The 23,981-nt window shown below is 70.9% G+C and carries 22 protein-coding genes; 7 read left to right on the forward strand and 15 right to left on the reverse strand.

What is annotated here, in order from left to right:
- The first annotated feature begins 72 nt into the window (after positions 1 to 72).
- The 3 genes from CJ226_RS14600 to CJ226_RS14610 are packed head-to-tail and all read left to right on the forward strand — an operon-like array spanning position 73 to position 5,863.
- On the forward strand, positions 73 to 876 hold the full coding sequence (locus CJ226_RS14600) for a hypothetical protein (protein WP_257996680.1): 804 nt from the start codon (positions 73 to 75) through the stop codon (positions 874 to 876).
- Positions 873 to 2,408, forward strand: a complete 1,536-nt coding sequence (locus tag CJ226_RS14605) for a DNA polymerase Y family protein (protein WP_102209627.1) — start codon at positions 873 to 875, stop codon at positions 2,406 to 2,408. The genes CJ226_RS14600 and CJ226_RS14605 overlap by 4 nt, the downstream gene beginning before the upstream one ends.
- A complete protein-coding gene (locus CJ226_RS14610) occupies positions 2,408 to 5,863 on the forward strand; it encodes an error-prone DNA polymerase (protein ID WP_102209628.1) in 3,456 nt (1,151 codons plus the stop codon). Before CJ226_RS14605 ends, CJ226_RS14610 begins: the two co-directional genes overlap by 1 nt.
- Positions 5,864 to 5,896: 33 nt before the next feature.
- On the opposite strand, the gene CJ226_RS14615 is transcribed toward CJ226_RS14610, so the two are convergent.
- Together CJ226_RS14615 and CJ226_RS14620 are read right to left on the reverse strand one after the other, a co-directional pair.
- Complete coding sequence (locus tag CJ226_RS14615) at positions 5,897 to 6,277, reverse strand: hypothetical protein (RefSeq protein ID WP_102209629.1); 381 nt, start codon at positions 6,275 to 6,277, stop codon at positions 5,897 to 5,899.
- Positions 6,278 to 6,666: 389 nt separating this feature from the next.
- On the reverse strand, positions 6,667 to 6,882 hold the full coding sequence (locus tag CJ226_RS14620) for a hypothetical protein (protein WP_102209630.1): 216 nt from the start codon (positions 6,880 to 6,882) through the stop codon (positions 6,667 to 6,669).
- 84 nt (positions 6,883 to 6,966) lie between these two features.
- Between CJ226_RS14620 and CJ226_RS14625 the strand changes: the two genes are divergently transcribed.
- The gene (locus CJ226_RS14625) at positions 6,967 to 7,830 is read left to right on the forward strand and encodes a DUF72 domain-containing protein (RefSeq protein ID WP_102209631.1); all 864 of its coding nucleotides are present in this window, start codon (positions 6,967 to 6,969) and stop codon (positions 7,828 to 7,830) included.
- Positions 7,831 to 7,847: 17 nt separating this feature from the next.
- Here CJ226_RS14625 and CJ226_RS14630 read toward each other — a convergent pair whose 3' ends face one another.
- Positions 7,848 to 8,429 (reverse strand): NADPH-dependent FMN reductase, encoded by a 582-nt coding sequence (locus CJ226_RS14630; protein WP_062633933.1) that lies wholly within the window; start codon positions 8,427 to 8,429, stop codon positions 7,848 to 7,850.
- A gap of 128 nt (positions 8,430 to 8,557) precedes the next feature.
- On the opposite strand from CJ226_RS14630, the gene helR reads away from it, so the two are divergent.
- Positions 8,558 to 10,687, forward strand: a complete 2,130-nt coding sequence (helR, locus tag CJ226_RS14635) for an RNA polymerase recycling motor ATPase HelR (protein WP_257996681.1) — start codon at positions 8,558 to 8,560, stop codon at positions 10,685 to 10,687.
- A gap of 43 nt (positions 10,688 to 10,730) precedes the next feature.
- Positions 10,731 to 10,889, forward strand: a complete 159-nt coding sequence (locus CJ226_RS18165) for a hypothetical protein (protein ID WP_157523899.1) — start codon at positions 10,731 to 10,733, stop codon at positions 10,887 to 10,889.
- A gap of 3 nt (positions 10,890 to 10,892) precedes the next feature.
- Here the strand turns inward: CJ226_RS18165 and CJ226_RS14640 are convergent, their stop codons facing one another.
- The 11 genes from CJ226_RS14640 to CJ226_RS14690 form a co-directional block, all read right to left on the reverse strand.
- Positions 10,893 to 11,105: a DUF2188 domain-containing protein gene (locus CJ226_RS14640; protein ID WP_062633931.1), complete on the reverse strand. Its 213-nt coding sequence runs from the start codon at positions 11,103 to 11,105 to the stop codon at positions 10,893 to 10,895.
- Entirely contained in the window at positions 11,105 to 11,422 is a 318-nt protein-coding gene (locus tag CJ226_RS14645) for a hypothetical protein (protein WP_062633930.1), read from the reverse strand. The genes CJ226_RS14640 and CJ226_RS14645 overlap by 1 nt, the downstream gene beginning before the upstream one ends.
- 109 nt (positions 11,423 to 11,531) lie before the next feature.
- Positions 11,532 to 11,747 (reverse strand): hypothetical protein, encoded by a 216-nt coding sequence (locus tag CJ226_RS14650; protein ID WP_102209633.1) that lies wholly within the window; start codon positions 11,745 to 11,747, stop codon positions 11,532 to 11,534.
- Positions 11,744 to 13,459: a hypothetical protein gene (locus CJ226_RS14655; protein WP_102209634.1), complete on the reverse strand. Its 1,716-nt coding sequence runs from the start codon at positions 13,457 to 13,459 to the stop codon at positions 11,744 to 11,746. The genes CJ226_RS14650 and CJ226_RS14655 overlap by 4 nt, the downstream gene beginning before the upstream one ends.
- Complete coding sequence (locus CJ226_RS14660) at positions 13,417 to 14,814, reverse strand: hypothetical protein (RefSeq protein ID WP_146008250.1); 1,398 nt, start codon at positions 14,812 to 14,814, stop codon at positions 13,417 to 13,419. Before CJ226_RS14660 ends, CJ226_RS14655 begins: the two co-directional genes overlap by 43 nt.
- Positions 14,815 to 14,851: 37 nt before the next feature.
- Positions 14,852 to 15,202, reverse strand: coding sequence for a hypothetical protein (locus CJ226_RS14665; RefSeq protein WP_102209636.1), 351 nt, complete (start codon positions 15,200 to 15,202; stop codon positions 14,852 to 14,854).
- An 85-nt stretch (positions 15,203 to 15,287) separates the two neighbouring features.
- A complete protein-coding gene (locus tag CJ226_RS14670) occupies positions 15,288 to 16,751 on the reverse strand; it encodes a cytosine permease (RefSeq protein ID WP_102209637.1) in 1,464 nt (487 codons plus the stop codon).
- Between the two features lie 69 nt (positions 16,752 to 16,820).
- Complete coding sequence (locus CJ226_RS14675; protein WP_102209638.1) at positions 16,821 to 18,464, reverse strand: amidohydrolase; 1,644 nt, start codon at positions 18,462 to 18,464, stop codon at positions 16,821 to 16,823.
- A gap of 19 nt (positions 18,465 to 18,483) precedes the next feature.
- Positions 18,484 to 19,587 carry a C45 family peptidase gene (locus CJ226_RS14680; protein ID WP_219719961.1) on the reverse strand — a complete coding sequence of 368 codons (1,104 nt, stop codon included), beginning with the start codon at positions 19,585 to 19,587 and terminating at the stop codon, positions 18,484 to 18,486.
- Positions 19,584 to 21,305, reverse strand: a complete 1,722-nt coding sequence (locus CJ226_RS14685) for an amidase (RefSeq protein WP_102209639.1) — start codon at positions 21,303 to 21,305, stop codon at positions 19,584 to 19,586. Before CJ226_RS14685 ends, CJ226_RS14680 begins: the two co-directional genes overlap by 4 nt.
- A complete protein-coding gene (locus CJ226_RS14690; protein WP_102209640.1) occupies positions 21,302 to 22,345 on the reverse strand; it encodes an agmatine/peptidylarginine deiminase in 1,044 nt (347 codons plus the stop codon). Before CJ226_RS14690 ends, CJ226_RS14685 begins: the two co-directional genes overlap by 4 nt.
- Before the next feature lie 72 nt (positions 22,346 to 22,417).
- Between CJ226_RS14690 and CJ226_RS14695 the strand changes: the two genes are divergently transcribed.
- Entirely contained in the window at positions 22,418 to 23,056 is a 639-nt protein-coding gene (locus CJ226_RS14695) for a TetR/AcrR family transcriptional regulator (protein WP_102209641.1), read from the forward strand.
- A gap of 269 nt (positions 23,057 to 23,325) precedes the next feature.
- Here the strand turns inward: CJ226_RS14695 and CJ226_RS17860 are convergent, their stop codons facing one another.
- Entirely contained in the window at positions 23,326 to 23,541 is a 216-nt protein-coding gene (locus tag CJ226_RS17860) for a hypothetical protein (protein ID WP_146008251.1), read from the reverse strand.
- Between the last annotated feature and the right edge of the window lie 440 nt (positions 23,542 to 23,981).

Raw genomic sequence — 23,981 nt, forward strand, 5'->3', positions numbered from 1 at the left:
CGATGTCGGATGTACGAACTAGCGTCAGTCGCGTCACTTGCTTTATTCGTACATATCTTCGAGGATGGACACATGGGGATCGGGCTCGATGCGATGACCGCGCTCTCTCCGACCAGCGACACCCGCGCCGGAGAGGTCCTGCGACTGCGCCGCGAGATCAGCCGGATGCAGCGGCGGCGCAGCGAGCACACCCTCCTCCCCCTCGATCCCGCCTTCGCCGCGCTGCTGCCGGACGAGGGACTGCAGACGGGCACCTCGTACACCGTCTCCCCCTCGCCCGCCCTCGTGCTCGCCCTGCTCAGCGCCTCCTCCGGCCGCGGGCACTGGTGCGCGGTGATCGGCATGCCCACCCTGGGGGTCGAGGCCGCCGCCGCCTACGGCATCGATCTGAGCCGCCTGATCCTCGTCCCCGACCCGGGGGACCGCTGGCTCGCCGTCGCATCCGCGCTGGCCGAGGTGGTGCCCCTGGTCGTCGTGCAGCCCACGACGAGGGCACGGGATACCGATGTGTCCCGACTCAGCGCCCGTCTGCGCGACCGCGGGTCCACGCTGCTCGTGGCGGAGGAACCGGGCGCCGGGCGCTGGGCGCAGAGCGAGGGGACCATCCGGCTCCACGACCCCGACTGGCATGGGCTCGGCGAGGGGTGGGGACTGCTCTCGGACTGCACGGTGACGGTCACGGCGCGGACCAGGCACAGCCCTCGCGCCTCGAGCGTGCGCGTCCGACTGCCCGGCGGACACGGAGCCGTGGAGACCGCGGCCGCGGAGCTGACCGCTCTGCCGCCGCTCGCTCCCTCTGCGACGGGCAGCCTCTCGGCGACAGACGATGCTGTGGCCGGGTCGTCCGACCTCCTCTTCTGGGCGGAGGCAGGATGAACGCCCCGCTCCGCGTCCTCGTGCTCTGGTTCCCCGATTGGCCGCTGCGAGCGGTGCTGGGCGGAGGCCCGCACCCGCCGACGGCCCTGGTGCAGGCGAACACGGTCGTCGCCTGCACCGCATCGGCCCGCGCACACGGCGTCCGCATCGGCCAGCGCCGCCGCGTCGCCCAGGGCCTCCTCTCCTCCTTGCAGGTCCTCCCCCACGACGCCGAGAAGGACGAGCGCGCCTTCGTCCCCGTGCTGCAGCTCATCGAGAAGCACGCCCCGGGCGTGACGCTGCTGCGCCCCGGCCTCGCGATCCTGCGCGCCCGCGGCATCGCCCGCTATCACGGCGGGGAGACCGAGGCGGCGACAGCCCTGTCCGCGGTCCTCGCCGCTGCCGGCTTCCCCGAAGTGCGTGTCGGCGTCGCCGACGGACCCTTCACCGCCGAGATCGCGGCCCGAGGAACGGCGTCCTGCACGGTCGTGCCCCCGGGCGGCTCCCGGGAGTTCCTGGCCCCCTATCCCGTGCAGGTGCTCCGCGACGAGCAGATCAGCGATCTCCTCCTCCGCCTCGGCGTGCGCACTCTCGGCGAGTTCACCGCGCTCGCCCCTCTCGACGTCCGCGACCGCTTCGGCGAGCACGGTGCCCGCCTGCAGGCCCTCGCCGCCGGCGCCGACTCCCGGCCCCTGGCTCCCCGGCCGCCCGACCCCGAACTGGCCAGGACCATCGAGTTCGAGTCCCCTCTCGGAGGCACCGACCAGGTGGCCTTCGCCGTGCGGCAGACCGCCGATGCCGTGATGCTCGCTCTGGCGGACGCGTCGCTCGTGTGCACCGAGGTGCGGATCGACCTGACCGACGACGACGGCGCCGTCCACTCCCGCACCTGGCTGCACCCGACGAGCTTCGACGCCGCCGACCTCGTGGACCGCGTGCGCTGGCAGCTGGAGGCGCTGGCCGCCCTGACCGCGAGCGCGCCCGTCGACGAGGCGAGGGCGTTCGGGGGCATCGTGGCCGCCCGTCTCCTCCCCGTCGCGGTGGATGATGCGGCCCACCACCAACCGGGACTCTTCGGCTCGGGTACCGATGAGCGACTGCATCACGCGGTCTCCCGGGTGCAGACCATGCTGGGGCATCAGGGCGTGGTCACCGCCGCCCTCTCCGGAGGGCGCTGGCTCGCCGATCGTCAGGTACTCACGCCGTGGGGCGAGCGCCCGGTCCCGCCTCGTGATCCACGGTCCCCCTGGCCGGGGAGCCTCCCCGACCCTCTCCCCTCCGAGGTGTTCCGCCCCCCGCGCCCCATCGGCGTCGTCGCCGCGGACGGGAGCACGATAGACGTCGACGATCGCGGCGTCCTCACGCATGACCCCGCCCGCATCGACGGGGCGACCGTGCAGGCCTGGGCCGGCCCGTGGCCCGTGCACGAGCGGCGGTGGAGCACGGGCGGCGGCAAACGAGGCCACCGGCTCCAGATCGTCGACGACCGCGACCGCGCCTGGCTGGTCTTCCTGGCCGGCGAGCGCTGGTGGGCCGAGGGGAGGTACCGCTGATGGGCTGGCACAATCCGCCGTTGACCTGGGATCAGCTCGAGCGCACCCTCAGCGGCGAGCCCACCCCCGAAGCGACCTCCGCACCGCGGGGGCTCCGCCCGGATCCCGGACCGGTGAGTCGTCCGCGGAAGCTCGTCCCCCCGACCCTCCCGGAGCGCCCAGAAGAGGCGGTGCCCTATGCCGAGCTGCACGCGCACTCGTCCTACTCCTTCCTCGACGGGGCGTCCTCCCCCGAGGATCTGCTCGCGGAGGCCGAGCGTCTCGGCCTGAGCGCGCTCGCGCTCACCGACCACGACGGGTTCTACGGCGCCGCGCGCTTCGCCGAGCTGGCGGAGCTCATGGAGCTGCGGCTGCAGACCGTCTACGGCGTCGAGCTCTCCCTCGATCTGCCCTCCGCTCCGCAGGGGGCCGCCGATCCGCCGGGCACGCATCTGCTCGTGCTCGCCCGGGGCCTCGAGGGGTACCACCGCCTGTCGGGGGCGATCACCGCGGCCCAGCTCCGCGGCGGGGAGAAGGGACGCCCGGTCTACGATCTCGACGAACTGGCGGCGACCGCCGACGGGCACTGGACGATCCTCACCGGCTGCCGCAAGGGGGCGGTACGGCAGGGGCTGGAGGCCGGGGACGCCGCCGCGCCGCTGCGCCACCTCGTCGACCTCTTCGGACGCGACAACATCGCCGTCGAGCTCTTCGACCACGGCGATCCGCTGGACACCCGGCGCAACGACGCCCTGGCCGATCTCGCCCGCCGGATGCGGCTGCCCGTCGTGGCGACCAACAACGTGCACTACGCCCGCCCGGATCAGGCCCCTCTCGCCGAGGCGGTGGCCGCGGTCCGCGCGGTCCGGAGCATGGACGAGCTCGACGGCTGGCTCCCGGCCCATGGCGGCGCGCACCTGCGCAGCGGCGCGGAGATGACGGCGCGCTTCCGGCGGTACCCCGGTGCGATCTCGCACGGCCTGGAGCTGGCTGCGGCCTCGGCCTTCCCACTTCGGATGGCGCGCCCGGCCCTCCCCCGCCAGGACGTGCCGACGGGACACACCCCGATGAGCTGGCTGCGGCACCTGGTCTGGGAGGCGGTCCCGTCGAAGTATCCGCGGCTGGACGAGGACGGCCGTCGGCGCATCGCCCGCGAGCTCGACGTGATCGAGGAGAAGGACTTCCCCGGATACTTCCTCATCGTGCACGGCATCGTGGCGGAAGCCCGGCGACGCGGCATCCTCTGCCAGGGCCGGGGTTCCGCGGCGGCGAGCGCGGTCTGCTACCTGCTGGGCATCACCGCGGTCGATCCGATCCTCTACCGTCTCCCCTTCGAGCGCTTCCTCGCCACCACCCGCACGGAGGAACCGGACATCGACGTGGACTTCGACTCACGGCGCCGAGAGGAGATCATCCAGTGGGTCTATCGGGAGTACGGCAGGGAGCGGGCGGCCCAGGTGGCGAACGTCATCCAGTACCGTCCGAAGAACGCGGTCCGCGACATGGCCAGAGCCCTGGGGCACTCCCCGGGGCAGCAGGACTCCTGGTCGCGGCAGGTGGACGGCTGGGGATCGGGACTCGAACCCGTCGAGGGCCACGACATCCCCGAGACCGTGCTCGACTACGCAGCCGAGCTGCTGAAGGCTCCGCGGCACCTGGGGATCCACTCGGGCGGCATGGTCCTCACGGCCCGGCCGGTCGGCGAGGTGGTGCCGGTCGAGCACGCCCGCATGGAGGACCGCACCGTCATCCAGTGGGACAAGGACGACGCCGCCTTCATGGGGCTGGTGAAGTTCGACCTCCTCGGCCTGGGCATGCTCGCGGCGCTGCAGCACTGCTTCGACCTGGTCCGGGAGGCGACGGGCGAGGAGTGGACGCTGGAGACCCTGCCGAAGGAGGAGGCCGGCGTCTATGACATGCTCTGCCGGGCCGACTCGATCGGCGTCTTCCAGGTGGAGTCCCGCGCGCAGATCGGGCTGCTCCCCCGGCTGCAGCCGCGGCGCTTCTACGACCTCGCCATCCAGATCGCCCTCATCCGCCCCGGACCCATCCAGGGCGGCGCCGTGCACCCGTTCGTCCGTCGGAAGATGGCGAAGGACAAGGTGGACGAGGCCAACCGGGAACGGGAGGCCAGGGGCGAGCCCCCGGAGGAGTTCCCCATCCCCTACCCGCACAGCGACCTCGAGGACATCCTCGAGCGGACACTCGGCATCCCCATCTTCCAGGAGCAGCTCATCCAGATGGCCACGGCCGTCGGCGACTGCACGGCCGACGAGGCCGACCTGCTGCGCCGGGCGATGGGGTCGAAGCGGGGTCTGGAGAAGATCGAGAAGGTCAGGGACAAGCTGTACGCCGGGATGGCCCGCCGCGGGCTCGTCGACGAGGCCGCCGACCGGATCTACGCGCAGATCCAGGCGTTCTCGAACTTCGGCTTCGCGGAGTCCCATTCGCTGTCCTTCGCCCTGCTCGTCTACGCGAGCTCATGGTTGAAGCTGCACTATCCGGCCGCGTTCCTCGCGGGCCTGCTGCGGTCGCAGCCGATGGGCTTCTACTCCCCCGCGACCCTCACGGCGGATGCCCGTCGACACGGCGTGGAGGTCCGGCGCCCGGATCTCCACCTCTCCGGCGCCACCGAGACCCTCGAACCCCTCACGCCCGACGCCGCAGGGACGACCGGGAGGGACGACTGCCTGGCCGACCCGCAGCCGCCCGTGCATCGGTTCGACCGGAGCGCACCGGACGAGTCCGCGGCGCACCGGCGGGACGGACGGTACGCGGTGCGCCTGGGGCTCAGCGGCATCCGCGGGATCGGAGTGCCGATGGCAGAGCGCATCGTCGCCGAGCGGGAAGCGCACGGCCCTTACCGCGATCTGCACGACCTCGTGCGCCGGACCGACGCCACGGCCGCGCAATTGGAGGCCCTCGCCACCGCCGGAGCCTTCGCGTGCCTCGGGTTGGAGCGCCGGGAGGCCATCTGGCTCGCCGGGGCTGCCGCGGAAGACCGCGCCCGATTCCTCCCGGGGACCACGGTGGCGGTGCAGCCGCCGCTGTTCGCCGACCAGACCAGCTACGAGCGCCTCTCGGCCGATCTCTGGGCCACGGGCATCTCGACCGACGACCACCCGATGACGCACTTCCGCGACGACCTCCGGGCTCGCGGTGTCCTGACGGCCGCAGACCTGCAGCGCCACGAGACCGGACGACGCGTCGAGGTGGCCGGTCTCGTCACTCATCGACAGCGCCCCGCCACGGCCGCCGGCGTCACCTTCGTCAACCTCGAGGACGAGAGCGGGTTGGTGAACGTGATCTGCTCGACGGGGGTATGGGGCCGGTTCGGTCGCATCGCCCGGGAGTCCCCGGCGCTCATCATCCGCGGCATCCTCGAGCGCTCCCCGGAGGGGGTCGTCAATGTGCTCGCCGACGCCTTCGAAGACCTCCGCACGGGGGTCATGCACCGCTCGCGGGACTTCCGATGACCCCGGTGCGGGAGGGGCCCTGGCCTCCGGCGGTCACCAGAAGCGTTCGGGCTCCTCCGGCGGGGGACGGTCCGATCCACCCCAGCGATCCGCCTCGGCCTTGGCCGCGTTGACCGCCGCATCCGCGCCGCGCAGAGCGATGCCCGCGCCGCTGGCCGACGGCCCGATGGGGTCGATGAGCAGCGACGTCCGCGGAGCGACGCCCACCGCCACCGTGCAGTCGAGGACACGGCCGATCCAGTGCGTCACCTCAGCTCGGGGCTCCTCGCCGCGGCGGTAGCGGATACCGGTGTCCAGGTCGAGCAGCGACAGGACGACGGGCTCCTGCGTCTGGGGGTCGACGAGTTCGGAGACCTCGACACGGTGCCCGACCGGGAGTGCGACCTGACCGGCGAAGACGAGCATCCTGTCCATGCCCCCCACCCTACGGAACGGTCCGTATCGGCGACAGGGCCGGGAGCCGCGCAGAATTTTCGAAGAAACTTTTGTCCCCCAAATGGCGGACAAGAGGATTAAGGGATATTCTGCTCTTCGTAGCGGGGGCTACCGGCTGAATCTCTGGGGGATCAGCCGTAGAGACAGCGAGACTTCGCCGCCTCCCCAACCGTCCGGGTAGGACGGTGAGCCCTCTCGGCAGCACCGGGTTGGGGCGGTCCCGTCGAGAGGGCATACCCCGCGGCTAGCCACCGTCCCGCTGAGCGTCAACCCCGGCGAGAGCACGCACCGCTCGGACTACGGTCGTTCGTCATGACGCCTCTCCCCTGTCTCGAACGCCGCCCCGGCGCACCTGCCGCCGGAGGCCGTCAGTCGTCGGTGGGCTCGTCGAGGCCGTCCTCATCCAGCGGCACTTCGATGCGCTGCTCCGCGGCGTCCGCCGGGTCCGCCTCGATGGGGTGCGGCTCCGGTGCCGAGGGGGTCGGCGCTTCCGGGTCCTCGGGAACCTCCTCCGCAAGGCGCTCCTGCTCCTGCAGGTCGGCCTCGGGCTTCACATCGTCGATCGGATGGTCATTGAGAGACATGGCTCCTCCTCCTTCGGTGTGGATGCCTCCAGCCTGCCGAGGCCGCACGACAGCGGCAAGGGGCTTGACCCGACGGAGCCGGCCATGACGAGGAAGAGCGGGCAGGGCCGGGTACGCATCGGCGTCTCCGGGTGGCGGTACGCCCGGTGGCGCGGCGACTTCTACCCGCGCGGCCTCCCGCAGCGTCGAGAGCTCGAGCACATCGGATCGCAGTTCCCCACCGTCGAGCTCAACGGCTCGTTCTACTCCCTGCAGCGGCCCGAGAGCTACCGCCGGTGGGCCGCGAGCGTTCCCGACGACTTCGTGTTCGCGGTCAAAGGCTCACGCTACGTCAGCCACATGCTGCGACTGCAGAACGTCGAGCAGGCACTGGCGAACTTCTTCGCGTCGGGCGTCCTCGCCCTCGGCCCCCGCCTCGGCCCGATCCTGTGGCAGCTCCCCGAGCGCCAGCGCTTCGACCCGGAGCTCCTGGAGTCCTTCTTCGACGCGCTTCCCCGGACGACGGCCGACGCTCTCGCCCTCGCCCGACGGCACGACGAGCGGCTGCAGGACCGGGCCTGGCTGGAGATCGATGCCGACCGCCCGCTCCGCTATGCCCTCGAACCGCGTTCCGATTCCTTCGCCGACCCCTCGAGCCTGAGGCTCCTGCAGCACCACGGGGCTTCCCTCGTCATCGCCGACACCGCAGGCAGGTGGCCACGGTTCGATGCCCTCACCGCGGACTTCGTCTACATCCGTCTCCACGGCGCGCAGATGCTCTATCACAGCGCCTACACCGAGACCGAGCTGCGGGAGTGGGCGAGACTCATCCGCGGGTGGGCCGACGGGACCGGAGCCGACGACGGGAAACCGCGCGACGTCTTCGTGTACTTCGACAACGACGCCCGCGGACACGCGCCCCACGACGCCCTGGCGTTGAGCGCGCTCGTGGCGGACGCGCCTTCCTGACGCGGCGAGCGCGGCGGCTACCGGTCGCCGACGTGACCCGGAGCGGTGAGCGACAGCACCCGTTCGACGAACGCCGCGTACTCCTCCATGTAGTGCGCGAGGAACTTCTCGGTGTCGGCATCGTGCACCTGACCGTCGGCACCGAAGACCTCGGGCCGGAACGTGATGTACGCCTCCGGGGCGTTCAGCTGCGGCGCATTGAGGAAGCTCAGCACGCTCCGCATCGACGACTGCATGACCGCGGTGCCGATCGCTCCGGTCGAGGCGCCGATGATGCCGGTGGGCTTGCGCGCGAACGAGTTGTGACCCCAGGGCCGCGAGCCCCAGTCGATGGCGTTCTTCAACGCCCCGGGGATCGAGCGGTTGTACTCCGGCGAGACGAGCAGCAGACCCTCTGCCCCCTCGATCGCTCTCTTGAACGCGGTGACCGCAGCGACGGGTTCGAGCTCGTCGTCGCGGTTGTAGAGGGGGAGGTCGCGGATCGGGATCTCCACGAGCTCGAGGTCCGGCGGGGCGAGCCGTACGAGCGCCGTGGCCAGGACGCGATTGATCGAGTCCGATGCGAGGCTGCCGATGAGGTAGCCGATCCGATGGGTCATGGTGAGGTCCCCTCGTCTCCGTGCATCTCCAGGATATCGCCGGGGTGGGGGCTTGCCACAAGGCCCCCGCCGGGAGGCAGAATCGACGGCTCGCGTGCCCCCGCATGCCCTCGCGAAGGAGATGTCCCGTGCTCGACCCCTTTGATCTGCCCGACGACCACGCGGCGAAATCCGCAGACGACCTCATCGCCGCCGACCGCGCCCACCTCCGGCGCCTCGGCGCCGCTCTGTCCCGAGAACAGGACGCCCTGACGGCTCGTCTCGCCCTCGTGCGCCGGCAGGCCGCCGACGCAGGCGTCACGGCGGTCGATCGCGACCTGGAGATCCGCCGCCTCAGTGCGACGCTGCGCCTGCGGGAGCGGTACGGCATCGACATGTGCCTGGGCCGGATGACCCCGGCGGCCGGACCGCCGGCGTACATCGGTCGCGCCGGGGTGTCCGATGCGGACGGCACCCGCCTGCTGGTCGACTGGCGGGCTCCGGCAGCGGAACCGTACTTCGCCGCGACCTGGAAAGACCCCCGGGGCCTCCTCTCCCGGCGACGGTACCGGTGGAATCGAGGCAGGATCAGGGACTACTGGGACGAGGCGCTGTCGCCGGAGGGCCTCGACGGCGCCGCCTCCCTCGACGACCAGTCCGCTTTTCTCGCAAGCCTCGACGCACACCGGACTGGGCGCATGCGGGACGTGCTGGCGACGATCCAGGCGGATCAGGACGCCATCGTGCGCGCCCCTTCGCCCGGCGCTCTGGTCGTGGACGGCGGCCCGGGCACCGGGAAGACCGTCGTCGCGCTGCACCGGGCGGCGCACCTCCTGTACGCCGAGCCGCGGCTGACCACCGGCGCCGGGGGCATGCTGCTCGTGGGACCGAACCCGCAGTACCTCGGCTATGTCGAGGACGTGCTGCCGAGCCTCGGGGAGGACACGGTGCGGTTGTGCACCCTGCGTGATCTCACTCCCGAGGGCGCCGGCGCGATTGCGGAGACGGATTCCCGCGTGGCCGAGCTCAAGCAGCGCCTCGACCCGGAGCTGGTGATCGCGGCGGCGGTCTCCGAGCTCACCCGGCCGCCGATGCACGCGCTCCGCATCGAGGCGCCGTGGGCCGATCTCTGGGTGAGCCGAGAGGAGTGGGCCGATCTGTTCGCCCGTGCGGATCCCGCGTCGCCGCACAACGAGGCTCGTGACGAGGTGTGGGAGGAGGTGCTGGAGATGCTGGTGGACCAGGTTCGCGATCCCGAGGTCCCGGAGTCCTCCGTCCGTCGGTGGCTGCGGCAGGACGACGATCTCACGACGACGTTCGTACGCGCGTGGCCGCTGCTTTCTCCGGCGGCGGTGGTCGCCGCCCTGTGGGCGTCTCCGGCGCTGCTCGCGCGGTGCGCGCCGGATCTCCCGGCGGACGAGCTCGCCCTGCTGCACCGCGCAGAGGGGGCGCCGTGGACGGACGCCGACCTTCCCCTGCTCGATGCCGCGCACCGTCGGCTGGGCGACCCGGAGGCCGTGCGGGAGCAGCACCGCCGGCAGGTCGCGGCCGCGGCGGCGCGGGAGCAGATGTCCGCCGTGGTCGACCACCTCGTCGAGAGCGATGACAGCGAGATGAAGGTGATGTCGATCCTGCGCGGTGCCGACGCGCGGACCGTGCTCGCCGGAGCGGACGTTCCTCCTCCGTTCCCCCCGGACGAGCTCGCCGGCCCGTTCGGGCACATCGTCGTGGATGAGGCACAGGAGCTCACCGACGCGCAGTGGCGCACGCTGATCGCACGGTGTCCGTCCCGCAGCTTCACGGTGGTGGGCGACAGAGCCCAAGCACGGAGGGCGTTCACGGAGTCGTGGAGTGAGCGTCTGCAGCGCCTCGGCCTGCGGAACGTCCGGGTCTCCTCGCTGCGGGTGAACTACCGCACGCCCACGGAGGTGATGGCTGTCGCCGCACCGACCATCCGCGAGGCCCTGCCCGACGCCAACGTCCCGGTGTCCGTGCGCGAGAGCGGAATTCCGGTCCGGCACGGGAACGCCGTCGAGCGTGACGAGGTGGTCGACGCGTGGCTCGCGGCGAACCCGGAGGGAGTCGCCGCGGTCATCGGCGATCCCGGGTTCGCTCCGCGGCCCCGGGTCCGTGCGCTGACGCCGGAAGGCGCGAAGGGACTCGAGTTCGATCTCGTGGTGCTGGTGCGCCCGGAGGCGTTCGGTACCGGGCGGACGGGAGCGGTCGACCGCTACGTGGCCATGACCCGCGCGACCCGAGAACTGGTCATCCTGCGATGAGCACCCCCTGGTCCCGGCGGACCGGGCGCTCTAGCCTGGGGCGATGACGAACGGCGAGGGGGCGGCACCGCATTGCCCGGAGGACGATGTCGTGATGCTCGCCATCCCCGGTGGCTGGAGGTGCCCGGATTGCGGACACCTCCAGCAATCGCAGGATGTCGAGGAGCCGGAGGCTCCGGACGAGTTCACGCCGCGGCGGTGACGATCAGGCGTCGTCGGGTGCGCCGCCGTCGGTGATGGCGCCGGTCGGCTCGCTGTGCTCGATCTCGTGGCGGGCACCGTGCTCCGCCGCGAGAGCTTCCCCCTCCTCGATCGCCTCGTCACGGCTGGTGTAGCTGCGGGAGAGCTCCGGGGCGCCGTCCACCTCGTTGACCCATTGCCCGTTCTTCGACCGGGTGACGACCGCCGAGACGGCCATCAGACGTCCCCCGGCCCCAGGTCGCCCTGCCCCTCGTCGCCGAGGTCGGCGAGGACCGGGTCCTCCCCCTGGCTCTCGGGCTGCGGGGCGGAACCCGGCAGGTCCTCCGCCGGCACCTCATCGTCGGGGTCGGGGATCTCGTCGGGATCGCGGCCGGTGGCTGTCGACGCCTCCAGATCCTCCGGTGCCGCACCCTCGTCGAGGGCTTCCGTGCGCTCCCATTCCGCCTGCGCGGGATCGTTGCTCGGGTCGGCCTCGGTGGTCGCGTCGCCGTCGCGCAGCGGCTGACCGCCGACGTCGTCGGGTGTCGATTCCATGTCTCCTCCTTCGATCGGGCTGCCCCCAGTCTCCCGGCTGGAATCAGAGTGGCCGAGGGGCTTGAGGAGACCTCGCCGAGCAGCTAGGTTCCGGGGCCGGAGGAGAAGGTCAGGCGTAGCCGAGGTCCGGAGCCCCGACGAGGACCTGGTCGACGAAGACGTCGGTGAGGACCGCTTCCGCACCGCTCTGCGCTTCGACGGCGGCCCGATGCAGGTGACTCAGTGCGGCGGCGACGCGCTCGCTCTCCCCGTCGAGCACGGTGCGCAGAGCACGGGCGTAGGGCTCGGCGTCGTCCACGCGCGCTCCGGGCTCCGGAGCGCTCATCGTTCCGGCTCCGCAGCGGTGTCCACGGCGCCGCCCGCGACGAGCTCTCGGATCGCCGACGCGAGCGCATCTCGGGACCGCCCGTGCGGGAACGGGCCGGATGCAAAGTCCAGCACGCTGCGACCGTCGGGGAGCGCGGGCGTCGCGGGATCGACGTCGCCGTGCACGAGGAGGGTCCGCACCAGCGGCGCCAGCGCGGTCTCCTCGATGTCGCGATCCAGCAGCTGCACGAACGGATGCCACTCCGGGAGCATCGCGACGGGTGTCGGGCCCGGGATCGCGCCCTGCTCGAGCAGGCGTCGCAGCACCGGTTCATCTTCCGCGCCCAGCGTGGGGTTGGCGAAGAGGACGTTGACCGGGCTCAGGAACGACAGGGCGGATGACGCGTCGAGGCGCTGGTCCAAGAGCCAGAGCGCGAGCTCGCGGCGACGCTCGGGGTGCGGGTTGCTGAGCGCGGCATCGAGGAGGAACCGGTATCCCGGAGCATCGACGACGACGTCGAGGAGATCGTTGAGCGTGCCGGTGAGTGCGAGATCGGGGAACATCCCGAGTGCGGCGTAGACCTGCTCGATCTCCTCCCGCTCGGGCACCCGATCGAAGACGAAGCTCACGTACGGCGCATCGAGGAGGGTCGGCGGCCCCATGCGCTCGCCCATCCGCAGTGCCCACTGGAGCTGCGGCACCCCGAAGGCCTCGGGGTAGATGGTCTCCAGGGGGTTCGTCGTGTCCACGTCGTCCGGGTCGAGGGCGTCGCGGACCCGCTGCAGCATCCCGTCCGAGGCGCGCCAGTCGACGTCATCCCGCCAGAACACCGCGTGCACGGCGGGCAGGGTCGCTGCGCCGGTGAGGAGGTTCTCGGTCTCAGCGGAGCCAGGGGTCGAAGCCCCGCGATGCACGACCGGGAAGAACCCTCCCGGGTCTCGGTCGACCACGAGCGACAGCAGGTCGTCGGGCACGCCGCCGAACAAGGCGACCTGTTCCTCGAACGTGGGCTCGGGTCGCGCGGCGGCGTCGGGACCCGTCGGATGGGACAGGAAGAGGCCGCGCCCGTCGTGGGTGAAGTGCCACGTCCAGAAGTGGTCCCCGGTGCGGAAACCGCCGCGCATCGCATCGGGGACGAGGGAGGAGCCGGCGAGCGGCGGGCCGTTCCACCGCAGGGGTCCCGGCGCGGGGGCGCCGCCCACGAGGGCGGAGATGTCGGAGATGATCCGGGCGCGGATGCGGAGCTCCCACGGGTTGCTTCCACGCGCGAGGTCGAGCACGGCGTCCGGGCGCGCGATGACGATGATGACCTCGGGGTCGTCGCCGTACGAGGGATCGGGCGTTCCGGCGACGACAGCGACCGCGTGGCCGTTCACCCACCAGAGCGGCGCGGTGAGGAGGCCCGTGGCGCGCATGACGCGGGTGAGCGGGCTGCGGCGATCGATCCCGGTCTTCTCGTTGCGGGCGTGGATCTCCCCCGCCGCTCCCCACCGTTCGCTCATGACGCCGATGAGGTCGTCCGCCCAGGCCTGCAGCGCATCGACCGTCCACACCTCCCCTGACGCGAGCACGACGCGGAGCGCGCGGCCGTGGTCGTCGCGAAGGCCACGTCCGCCGATCTCGAACGTCCGATCCGCCCAGTCGGCGTCTTCCGGCGAGCGCTCCCACCAGGCCCTCGTGACGCGCTCTATATCGGCCAGGAGGTCGTGGTGGTCACCGCTCGTCGGCACCGCGTAGCCGAGGCGTTCCGTGTCGGACGGGCGGTCCTGCTCCGGATACGGACACGCGGCGAAGACCTGCTCGACCAGGTGCGTCGTTCGTCCCCTTCCCGCGACATCTCGTCGACGGTGAGGGCGCCGCCGAGGCGATACGGCTGCCGCACCGCAGCGCCGAAGCCGAAGTCGTCCATGCCGAAGTCGTTGCGGCGGCCGATCTCCATGAGCGAGGGCGAGACGCACCAGTGCTCCCCGTCGAACCACACCGCGCCGGTGATGACCGGCACGGGCTCGTCGCCGAGCATCCGGAATTCCAGGTCGTGCTCCGCGACCGCACCGCGGGCGTCCTCGCCTCGGGCGGCGATGAGGGCGCGAAGATCGTCCGGCACCCTGTCGAGCATGCGGGCGGCCAGGATCAGCCAGGCCTCCGCCAGGTCCGCCTCCCGTTCGGACGGATCCGCCGCATCCGCCGCATCCGGCGCATCGCCACCGTGCTGCTGCGCCACCTCCGCGAGGAACTGCGCCGGCGCTTCGTCCGCGAACGTCGACGTCTGGTCCTGGATGAGGACGAGGATGCGGCCGTCGTCCGTGAACGTCCAGACCGTCGTCACCCCGCTGCGCGACTGCAGGCTGAAACGGGATGCCGGAACGTCGACGTCGCGCAGTCGCACCTCCCCGGCGCCGAACAGCGTGCTCAGCAGCCAGGCGCGGCGTCGCAGCTCGAGCGGATGCTCGCCGTTCATGAGGAGGTCGTTGTGCATGTCCTCCTCGGGCAGGAGCGCGCTGAGGCTGCCGACGGCGTACTCCCGCGGCAGCACGACCATCGCCTGGCGCAGCATGCTCTGCCGCGGTTCGGCGTCCCAGTTCGTGACGAGCACGCAGTACAGATCGCCGCGGTCCCACATCTCCGCCTCCGGGATACCGACCGAGACGAGGACGACGTCGAGGATTCCCTCCGGGTCCTGGTTCTCCCCCACGAGCGAGGGCTTCCGCACCATCGGCGCGCCCCACGCTTCGCGCAGCGTCCGGCGCACGCCCTCCGTCCACTCCTCCGCGTAGGCGGCGAATCCCCCCTCGGGGACCACGAGGTCGGCGGGTGGGTTCGGCCGCAGCGACTCGTCGGCGTCGGGGTCGTAGCCGCCGAGGGGGAGCAGCCAGACGCCCTGCGACTCCTCGACCTCCACGCCCTCGAACGTGAAGGCCTCGCGCGTCTCTCCCCCGAGCAGGTGCGCGACGAGCCGGTCGAGGAACCCGGGGACCTCTTCCCTGCCGAACGGCGGTGTGTAGTACGGGAGGTCGTCCTCCGTCTCGCCGCTCGCGTCCGCGTCGTCCCTGCCGGTGTCGTCGACCATGCCCCACCCCGTCGTCATCGAAACAGCCTTGCGACGAGCATACGGACGCGCGGCGTCAATCCTCGGAGTCGATGAGGTCGAGGATCTTTCGCAGCTCGTCGCGGATCTCCTCGTGGTCATACTGCCCGGCGCGGCTCTCCCCCGAGATCACGCCGGAACGACGCACCTTCTGGAAGTCCCCGAAGGGAAAGCTGTACGCCTTCTTCGTCTCCGGGTTCTCGCTCTTGTCGATGCCGAGGTGCCAGTGGGCGAACTCCGTCCACCCGTGCTCGTCGATGAAGCGGTTCTCTTCTTCGGCGCTGGGCGCCGCCTCGGACCAGTCGTCGCGTTCGTCCCGCACGACCTTGCCGTCGCGGACGAGGGAACGCGCGAGCTTCAGCGCCGGTCGATTCAGTTCGATAGCCATGGGGGAACGGTAGGACGGGGGACGACGGCGCCCTACCCCCTTGACGCCCGGTGGCCGAAGAGAGCAACCGCGGAGGCCGCCGGGCTCAGCCGCCGATCTGCGTGCGCACCGTCCGTCCTGCGAGCACGGCGTACAGGCCGATCGAGACCAGGAGTCCGACCGGCACCGAGAGGTCGAGCCCGCCCAGCGCCGCGCCGAGCGGGCCGGTCCACACGGTCGTCGACAGGAACATCGCGGTGGCGAAGCCACCGGCGACCACGGAGACGAGACCCGGGATGCCGAAGCCGCCGGTGTACCAGAACCTGCCGCCGGGCCGCTCGTCGAACAGGTCGGTCCCGGAGTACCGGTTGCGGCGCAGGACGATGTCGGCGACGTAGACGCCCATGGTGGGCACGGAGATGATCAGCAGGAACTGCAGCATCAGGTTGACGGCGCTGATCAGGTCGGATGCCACGACGAGCACGATCGTGAACGCGCAGCCGAGCGCACCGATGAGAATCGCGGAGGGGATGCGGCGGATCGGCACGCCGATCGACTGCAGTGCCATGCTCGCCGTGTAGGTCGTCATGCCGTTGAGCGAGATGCAGTTCACCAGGACGCCGAGCACGAACAGCGGGGCGAGCCACACCGGCAGCTTCTCGAGCAGGGAGTACTCGATGCCGTTCGCGAGACTGTCCGGCCCGATGGAGCCGCCCAGCACGACGCCGAAGGCGGTGATGAGCACGGCGGGGAAGAGCTGTCCCAGCGCGGTCGCGCCGATGATGCCGGACGCTTTGGTGTCGCGTGGCAGATAACGGGCCATGTCGGCGCTGTTGCTGAACGACAGCGGCGACGATGCCATCAGCGCGAACGCGATCGTGACGCTCACCCACAGCGGCAGCCCGCTGAGCGGCTCGGGCTGCGCGAATCCCCTATCCAGCGCGGGGGCGATGAAGCCGATGACGAGTGCGAAGATCACGAACAGCCCGATCGAGATCGCCAGGTAGGCCTTCAGGATGAGGGCGTGACCGTACGCGGCGACGACCACGGTGATCGTCGAGACCGCGACCGCCACCAGGATCGATGCCGCGATCGGATCGGGGAAGCCCCACCGCACGAGCAGTTCGCCGCCGATGAACGACGCCGCCACCCAGTTCAGCGCGAGGAAGACCCCCGAGATGAACCAGCCGTAGAACGCGATGACGATCTTGTTGCCGTGGATGCCGTAGATCGCTCGCTGGACCACCGAGCCGGAGGTCCCTGCTGCCGGTCCGGAGATGGCGACGATACCCGGCAGCAGAGCGAGCGCGCTCGACGCCAGAATCACCAGCAGCGCCTGCCAGATCTCCAGGCCGAGCACGAGCGTCATCGAGGCGCCGACCGTGATGTTCAGCACGCTGACGCCCGGTGCGCTCCAGACGAAGAACAGATCGCGCGCTCTCCCGTGCCGTTGGGCGTCGTCGATGAGTTCGATGCCCCGGGTCTCGGGAGTGCTCGCGGAGTCGACGAAGTCGGACTCGGATCCGGGCGCGACGGCACCGGGAGCGGGGACGGCGGATGTGTCGGACATGACGGTCCTTCCAGGACGGGCACCCTCCTGCGTCAGTGCAGGGGGCGTTCGGGATTCAGGAGCGGGAGCTCATGGCCGCCGGTAGGCGACCTCGCCGTGCACGAGGGTGAGCAGCACGGCACCGGTGAGCAGGTCGTCGGTCGGCGCGGACAGCGGGTCGATGTCCAGCACGGCGACGTTCGCGAAGAAACCGGGCGCGATCCGGCCGTAGGCGTCGTCGATCGCACCGACGTGGGCCGCGCCGGACGTCGCCGCAGCGAGTGCCTGCGCGGCGGTGAACGCACGCTCGGGGTGGTACGGCGGCAGCGCGCGGTCGATCGAGGATCGCCCGGACATCGCGATGAACAGGTTGTGCAGAGCCTCGTGGGGTGCGGTGGGGGCGTCGGTACCCAGCGCGATGGGAACATCGACGTCGCGGAACCAGTTCCACGGGAAGCCGTCCTCAGCGCGCTGATCTCCGAGCATCGCCATCCAGTTGTCCAGGATGGCGGGGTCGCAGTGCACCGGCTGCATGGATGCCGCGATGCCGTGCGCGCGCATCCGTGCGACCGTCTCGGGCGCGACCGACTCCAGGTGCTCGATGCGCGGGCGGCGGGCGGTGCCGGTGCCGTTCGCCCGCTCACAGGCCTCGACGAGGTCGACGGCCAGGGCGCTCGCCGCGTCTCCGATCGCGTGCATCGCGAGCTGCAGGCCGGCGCGGTCGGCGGCGATCGCGACCGGCGTCGCGGCCTCGCGGCTCCAGATCGGGTCGGCGTTCGAGCCGTCAGCGTACGGGCGCACCATCGCGGCGGTGCACGCGTCGATCACGCCGTCGAGGATGAACTTCACTCCGACGACCTTCAGCCACGGCGTGCCCGTGGCCTCGAGCTCGTCACGCAGCTGGACCGCACGCTCGACCTGGGCGAGATCGGCTGCCGGGTCGCCGGTCGAGCTCAGCCACCAGTGCGCGGTGACCGGGAACGGCAGCCGACCGTCGCGGTCGAGCCGACGCCGCAGCGCCGCCATCGACTGCTCTGTCATCCCCATGTCGGCGGCACCGGTGACGCCGGCCGCCAGATACGCGGCGAAGGCGAGCTCCAGGTGGCCGTCGACCTCCTCCTCGGTCCGGATGCCGTCGAGATAGTCCGCGAGCAGATCCATGGCCGCGGTCTCGAGCAGGAACCCGGTCGCCTCTCCGTCGTCGTCCCGCACGACCTGGCCGCCGATCGGGTCGACGGTGTCGCGGTCGATTCCGGCAGCGCGCAGCGCGGCCGTGTTCACCCAGGTGCTGTGCAGGTCGTTCGCGTCGAGGAAGACCGGGATGTCGTCGATCACCTCGTCGATCATCGCCGCGGTCGGCTGGGTGACGCCGTCGGGCAGCGCATCGAACAGCCAGCTGACGCCCTCGATGATCGTCGCGTCCGGGTTCATCGCCCGCGCCTCGAGCAGCCGCTGCTGGATCTGTGCCACCGAGGTGCAGTCGCGGAGTTGCACCTTGCCCTGCGCGTGGCCAAACATCGCCAGGTGGGCGTGCGCCTCGATGACACCGGGCATCACGAACGCCCCGCCGAGGTCCACGACGGCGGCACCCTCACCTGCCGCGGAGCGGACCTCCGTCTCCGTGCCGACAGCGAGGATGCGATCGCCGCGCACGGCGAACGCGGACTGCACTGGAGCATCCGCGAGCCCGTCGAAGACGGTGGCGTTGCGATAGACGGTGGCGGTGTCGGTCATGGTGGTCCCTTCGATCGGATCAGAGCGCCAGAGCCAGATGAGGGCGGGTGGCGGATTCAGCGGGAGTGCCGTCGAGCACGTCGGCCCGACGACCGACGGGGTCGAGCACGACGGTGGCCAGGCTGGCCCACCGCTGTCCCATCGGAAGCGCGAGGTCGGGTACGCAGGTCACCGGAGGCTCGCCGTCGCCGGTCACGAGCATGGCGCGCAGCTGCTCGGCATCCGTCGGCGCGCCGACCGACAGCAGTCGGTCTCGCAGGAACTCCCATCGCAGACCGGAGTCGGGCTGGTACAGCCAGGTCTTCTCGTGCGCCGCCGGCGCTTCGGTGAGGAAGTGGTTGGTGCGCAGCCAGGTGCCTTCGGTGATGGCGGGCGCGGAGAACACGCCTTCGGGGCTGATGTCGAGCAGCACCGCGTCGCCCGCGGCGTCGAAGAGCGCGAACGAGCCGGAGCTCGTGACCGGCGCCTCGCGCACCAGTTCAACGGCGTGCGCGACACTGGAGGCCTCCTCGAGCACGAGAGCGGCGAGCACGTGCATCGGGATGCCCTCGGGCCGGTCGGACCGATGCCCCAGGATGTTGAAGTGCAGCGCGACGCCGGCGCTGTTCAGGCCGATCTTGCCGAGGATGCCACATTCGGTGAGCCCGGCGTAGTCGTGGACGCCGCCGCGCGAGATGATCGTGTGCCAGTACGGCGCGATCTCCATGTGCCAGTCCCACGTCTGCACGCCGAGGGTGCGCGCGCGGCCGTCCGCATCGCGGATCGAGCGCACGATGGTCGAGCACTCTCCCGGCGGTACGGCGACGCTGCGGGACAGGATCTCCGTGCGGCCGTTCAATGCGGCGACGCGCCAGATCTCGGCGTCCGCCCCGGCGGCGATGCCCTCGATCTGCGCGCGCAGCGCCGGACGGTGGGCGTCGACCGCGTCGAGCAGCCGCTCGGCGTCGTCGCGCACGGTCTTCTCGTCGACGGCACCGAGGCGGAAGAGCCGATCATACGCGTCGATCGTGCCGGGCAGAGTCTCACGCAGCTGCATTCCGCGCTCGACGCCGCGCCGGAACGGATCCGAGGCATCGGCCATGATCTGCTGGCGCCGCTCCGGACGCGGGAAGGGCGACGTCACGAGAGTTCCTCTCCGAGAAGAGCGGGAGTGCGCGGCGGCGCAGTACGGCGCTCGCCGGTCGCCTCGAACGCGGCGGCGAGGCGCAGCAGGGCGGTGTCGTCCCAGCCGCGGCCCGCGATGGTCAGACCCACCGGCATCCCGATGTCTGCCGTCGTGCCCATCGGCACCGTGACGGTCGGGATGCCGAGATGACGGATCGCGAGATTTCCGTTCGCGACCCACACCCCGTTGCGCCAACCGGCGTCGGCGGATGCCGGGTTCACGTCCATGTCGGCGGGGCCGATGTCGGCGACCGCGGGGAAGATCACGGCGTCGAGGCCGAGCGCGTCCATCCACTCCTCGAGGTCGACGCGGCGGGTCTCCTCGAGCCCGCGCACACCCTCCTCGAGATGCGGGATGTCGGTGAATGACGCGTACGGGCGCTCGCGGACGAGGGCCGGATACCCGGCGATCTCGTCATCGAAGCCGGTGTAGCGATCCGGGAGGGCACCTTCCGGATGCGGGAAGATGCGCGCGCCGTCGACGAGTTCGAGCCGGTCGAGCGCGGGGTCGCCGTTCGCGCGCAGGAAGTCGTCCCACGCCCAGGCAGAGAGATCCTCGATCTCGGAACGCAGGAACCGCTCGGACACCAGTCCCCTGGTGCGCACGGTCGGCGCCCCGGCGCGGTCACCCTCGTAGTTGGTGACGACCGGGAAGTCGACCTCGACCACGTGGGCGCCGGCGTCTTCGAGGTCTCGGCGCGCCTGCTCCCAGAGGTCGATGACGGACGCCCTGGTCACGATGCGCTGCCCGGACGCGCCTCCGATGGTGGTGCCGGTGCCGGCATCCGGATCGGCATTGATGTACATGCGCGGCACGCCGAAGCGCCGGCCGGCGAGAGCGGAACGAGGGTCGGCCGCGGCGAGGTCGCGGTACGACGCCGGACGCACCTCGGATGCGGCAGGAATACGCACCCACGGCTGGGCGCGCCAGAAGTCGCCGCGGACGTCGGCGTCGTCGGCGACGATCACGTCGAGCACCTCGAAGAGATCGGCCATCGTACGGGCATGCGGCACCACGACGTCCATCGTGGGCACCAGCGGCCAGTTACCGCGCACCGAGATGACGCCGCGGCTGGGCGTGTACGCGCACAGGGCGTTGTTCGACGCCGGTGCCCGACCGCTCGACCAGGTCTCCTCGCCGAGCCCGAAGGCAGCGAAGCTCGCGGCGGTCGCGGTGCCCGATCCGTTGGAGGAACCGGATCCGAACGCACTCGTCAGCCAGTCGGCGCTGTACGGGCTCTCCGCCCGTCCGTACACACCGCGCTGCATCCCGCCGTTCGCCATCGGCGGCATGTTGGTCAGGCCGAGGCAGATCGCCCCGCCGGCCCTGAGCCGTTCGATCGTGAACGCGTCCCGCTGCGCGACCAGATCCGCGAACGCTGGGGATCCGCATGCCGCGGTGAGGCCGGCGACGAGGTAGCTGTCCTTCGCGGTGTACGGGATGCCGTCCAGCGGGCCGAGCGAGTGCCGGGCCGCCCTGCGGGCATCGGACGCCGCGGCTTCGGCGAGTGCGTCGGGGTTGCGGACGACGACCGCGTTGAGCGCGGTCTCGGTGCCGGGTGCGTCGTACGCGTCGATGCGGGCGAGATAGGCCTGCACCAGCGCGACGCTGGTCGCTGCACCGGTCTCCAGCGCTCGCTGCAGGTCCGCGATGGATGCGTCGACGACGTCGATCATGCGGGTGCCTCGCTCGTGGCCGGCTGCTGCTGGGTGATGCAGTGGATGCCGCCGCCGCGCGCGAAGATCGGGCGCGCGTCGACGGTCACGATCTGTCGCCCGGGGTACGCGGCTCCGAGGATGTCTCGCGCACGGGCATCGGCGGCGTCCTCACCGAACCCGCAGGCGATCACGGCGTCGTTCACCACGAGGTGGTTGATGTAGCTCCAGTCCACGAAGCCCTCGTCGTCGCGGAGGGTCGCCGGGGCCGGGACGTCGATGATCTCGAGCGGGCGGCCCGCGGCATCCGTCTGGTCCTGGAGGAACGTCTTCAGCTCCCGCGTGACGTCGTGGTCGGGGTGTCCCGCGTCGTCCTGGCGGTGCAGCAGCACCCGGCCCGGAGCGGCGAACGCGGCGACGATGTCGACGTGCCCGTTGGTGCCGAACTCGTCGTAGTCGCGCGTGAGGCCTCGGGGCAGCCAGATGGCTGTGGTCGCGCCGATCGTGCGTGCGAGTTCGGCCTCGACGCGGCCTCTGTCGGCGTAGGGGTTGCGGTTCGGGTCGAGTTGCACCGTCTCGGTGAGCAGCACCGTGCCCTCACCGTCGACGTGGATACCGCCGCCCTCATTCACGAGCACCGAACTGATGTGCTCGGCTCCCACGTGTGCGGCGACGATGCGTGCGATGCCGGCCGACACCTGCCACTCGGCCCATGCGGGCGCACCCCAGCCGTTGAAGATCCAGTCGACCGCGCCGAGGACGCCTGGCCGATCGTCGTCGAGGACGAAGGTGGGGCCGAAGTCGCGCATCCAGAACTCGTCGAGCGGCGACTCGACGATCTCGACGGCCGAGCCGAGCATGTCCCGCGCCCGCGCCATCTCGGTCGGGTCCACGACCATCGTCACCGGTTCGAACTCGGCGATCGCCAGGGCGACGTCGGTCCACGCGCGGTACGCCGTGTCGCGCCAGGCAGCACCGTCGCCCAGGGTGACGCCCACGCGCGGAAACGCCATCCAGGTGCGTTCGTGCCGTTCGCCCTCGTGCGGCATCCGCCAGCCCATGTCATCTCCTTTGCCGACAACGGCTTGTTGGTCACATGACCAATACAGGAATGTTCCTACACTGGAGGCACCATGTCAACACCCGATACGCGTCCACGAACCAGGAAGACGCCGGAGCAGCGCGCCGGCGAGATCAACGACGCCGCGATCGCGATCGCCAGGGAGAAGGGACTGTCCGCGCTGACGCTGCGGGCGGTTGCCAGCAGGGCAGGGGTGGCGCCGGGGCTCGTCTCGCACTACTCATCGAGCATGGACGAGTTGGTGGCGCGCACCTTCCGCGAGCTGACGGCATCCGAACTGGACGACGTCCGCACCCAGGCCGAGACCGAGAGCGAGCCGGCGGCTCGGGTGGCGCGGATGATCTCCACGGTCCTCAGCAGCGATCACGACGACATCACGCTCGTGTGGGTGGACGCCTGGTCCCTCGGCCGCGGCAGCGCGGCGCTGTCGGTGGCCATCGACGAGCAGATGAGCGCCTGGCAGTCGTTCATCGCGCAGCTCATCGAGGAGGGCCGGCGCTCCGGGGTGTTCCGCACCGATGACACGGATGCCGTGGCCTGGCAGATCCTCGCCATGATCGACGGCATCGCAGCGCATGCCCTGACCCGCCGTACCGACGCGGCGCTGTTCGCCGCTCGGTTGGCACAGGCCTGCGAGACGCTGGTCGGCGCGGCCCCGGGGGAGATCGCGGAGCTTCTTCCGACGCACTGACGGTCGCGGAGGGCCGCGGAGGGCGTGCCCTCTTCGTGCCCTCGGCGATCCCAGGAATACAGAAGGGCCGGAACCTCGTGCGAGATTCCGGCCCCGAAATGGTCGGGCTGACAGGATTTGAACCTGCGACCCCTTGACCCCCAGGCGTCCAAACGGCTTCGGCCTGCCCGGATTCCGCGTGATTCCGGGCGTCAGATCATGCAGAACACGTCACGGGATGCATGGATTGCATGATTCTGGTCCCCTTCTGGTCCCCCTCGTAGGCAAGCTCAGTTCGCGGCCAGAGCCGCGAGAGGCGCTACGGCGGCGTGGAACCTGTTGCCCACGAGCAGCACGACGATCTTGTGTCTGGCTCTGGAGAAGACCACGTAGAGGAGCCGACTTGTTGTGGGGAACGGTTCTGATTCGTAGCCCATGAAGTCTCCCTCCCGCAACACCACGACGGTTGCGTCGGCCTCGCGTCCCTTCGTCTGGTAGAGGTTCATTAGTTGAACCTCTCGCGGGCTCAGCGCCGAGTCCGTGAGCGCCGCGTAACTCGCCTCACGAGCTTCCGCACAGATCGCTGCAACCATCTGACGGTCATCGCGGGCGCTGCTCGTGCGTGCCGCTCGCGCGTACATCACCGAGAGCAGGGTTGCTGCTTGCTGCCAGGCGCCCGACTTCTGCGGTAGTCCGAGCGCGTCGTGTGCCGTCGCCGCTACCTCGATTACCTCCCGAATGGACCCCGCCTCGGAGAGACGCTCTCGAAGAGCGCTCAGGCGAGCTTGCAGGGTCGTGGGGCCTGAACCGTTCATCACCTGGTACGCGATGGGGGGCGCCTTCTGCCCACGTTGCGCGCTCGTCAGGAACACGGCGCTTGACCCCTGATCTTGGACACGCTGATTCCAGCACGGCGCTGGGGAAGCGAGAATCCAAGGGATGGCTA

It is taken from the genome of Microbacterium sp. UMB0228, from assembly GCF_002871415.1.
Taxonomy (GTDB): domain Bacteria; phylum Actinomycetota; class Actinomycetes; order Actinomycetales; family Microbacteriaceae; genus Microbacterium.

Excerpts from the sequence above, each read along its gene's own strand:
- CJ226_RS14675 (WP_102209638.1), bottom strand. The coding sequence starts at position 18,464 with ATGACCGACACCGCCACCGTCTATCGCAACGCCACCGTCTTCGACGGG.
- CJ226_RS14650 (WP_102209633.1), bottom strand. The coding sequence starts at position 11,747 with ATGAGCGCTCCGGAGCCCGGAGCGCGCGTGGACGACGCCGAGCCCTAC.
- CJ226_RS14685 (WP_102209639.1), bottom strand. The coding sequence starts at position 21,305 with ATGATCGACGTCGTCGACGCATCCATCGCGGACCTGCAGCGAGCGCTG.
- CJ226_RS14630 (WP_062633933.1), bottom strand. The coding sequence starts at position 8,429 with ATGACCCATCGGATCGGCTACCTCATCGGCAGCCTCGCATCGGACTCG.
- CJ226_RS14690 (WP_102209640.1), bottom strand. The coding sequence starts at position 22,345 with ATGGGCTGGCGGATGCCGCACGAGGGCGAACGGCACGAACGCACCTGG.
- CJ226_RS14605 (WP_102209627.1), top strand. The coding sequence starts at position 873 with ATGAACGCCCCGCTCCGCGTCCTCGTGCTCTGGTTCCCCGATTGGCCG.
- CJ226_RS14610 (WP_102209628.1), top strand. The coding sequence starts at position 2,408 with ATGGGCTGGCACAATCCGCCGTTGACCTGGGATCAGCTCGAGCGCACC.
- CJ226_RS14670 (WP_102209637.1), bottom strand. The coding sequence starts at position 16,751 with ATGTCCGACACATCCGCCGTCCCCGCTCCCGGTGCCGTCGCGCCCGGA.
- CJ226_RS18165 (WP_157523899.1), top strand. The coding sequence starts at position 10,731 with ATGACGAACGGCGAGGGGGCGGCACCGCATTGCCCGGAGGACGATGTC.
- CJ226_RS14615 (WP_102209629.1), bottom strand. The coding sequence starts at position 6,277 with ATGGACAGGATGCTCGTCTTCGCCGGTCAGGTCGCACTCCCGGTCGGG.
- CJ226_RS14620 (WP_102209630.1), bottom strand. The coding sequence starts at position 6,882 with ATGTCTCTCAATGACCATCCGATCGACGATGTGAAGCCCGAGGCCGAC.
- CJ226_RS14600 (WP_257996680.1), top strand. The coding sequence starts at position 73 with ATGGGGATCGGGCTCGATGCGATGACCGCGCTCTCTCCGACCAGCGAC.
- CJ226_RS14695 (WP_102209641.1), top strand. The coding sequence starts at position 22,418 with ATGTCAACACCCGATACGCGTCCACGAACCAGGAAGACGCCGGAGCAG.
- CJ226_RS14625 (WP_102209631.1), top strand. The coding sequence starts at position 6,967 with ATGACGAGGAAGAGCGGGCAGGGCCGGGTACGCATCGGCGTCTCCGGG.
- CJ226_RS17860 (WP_146008251.1), bottom strand. The coding sequence starts at position 23,541 with ATGAACCTCTACCAGACGAAGGGACGCGAGGCCGACGCAACCGTCGTG.
- CJ226_RS14660 (WP_146008250.1), bottom strand. The coding sequence starts at position 14,814 with ATGACGACGGGGTGGGGCATGGTCGACGACACCGGCAGGGACGACGCG.
- CJ226_RS14640 (WP_062633931.1), bottom strand. The coding sequence starts at position 11,105 with ATGGCCGTCTCGGCGGTCGTCACCCGGTCGAAGAACGGGCAATGGGTC.
- CJ226_RS14645 (WP_062633930.1), bottom strand. The coding sequence starts at position 11,422 with ATGGAATCGACACCCGACGACGTCGGCGGTCAGCCGCTGCGCGACGGC.
- CJ226_RS14665 (WP_102209636.1), bottom strand. The coding sequence starts at position 15,202 with ATGGCTATCGAACTGAATCGACCGGCGCTGAAGCTCGCGCGTTCCCTC.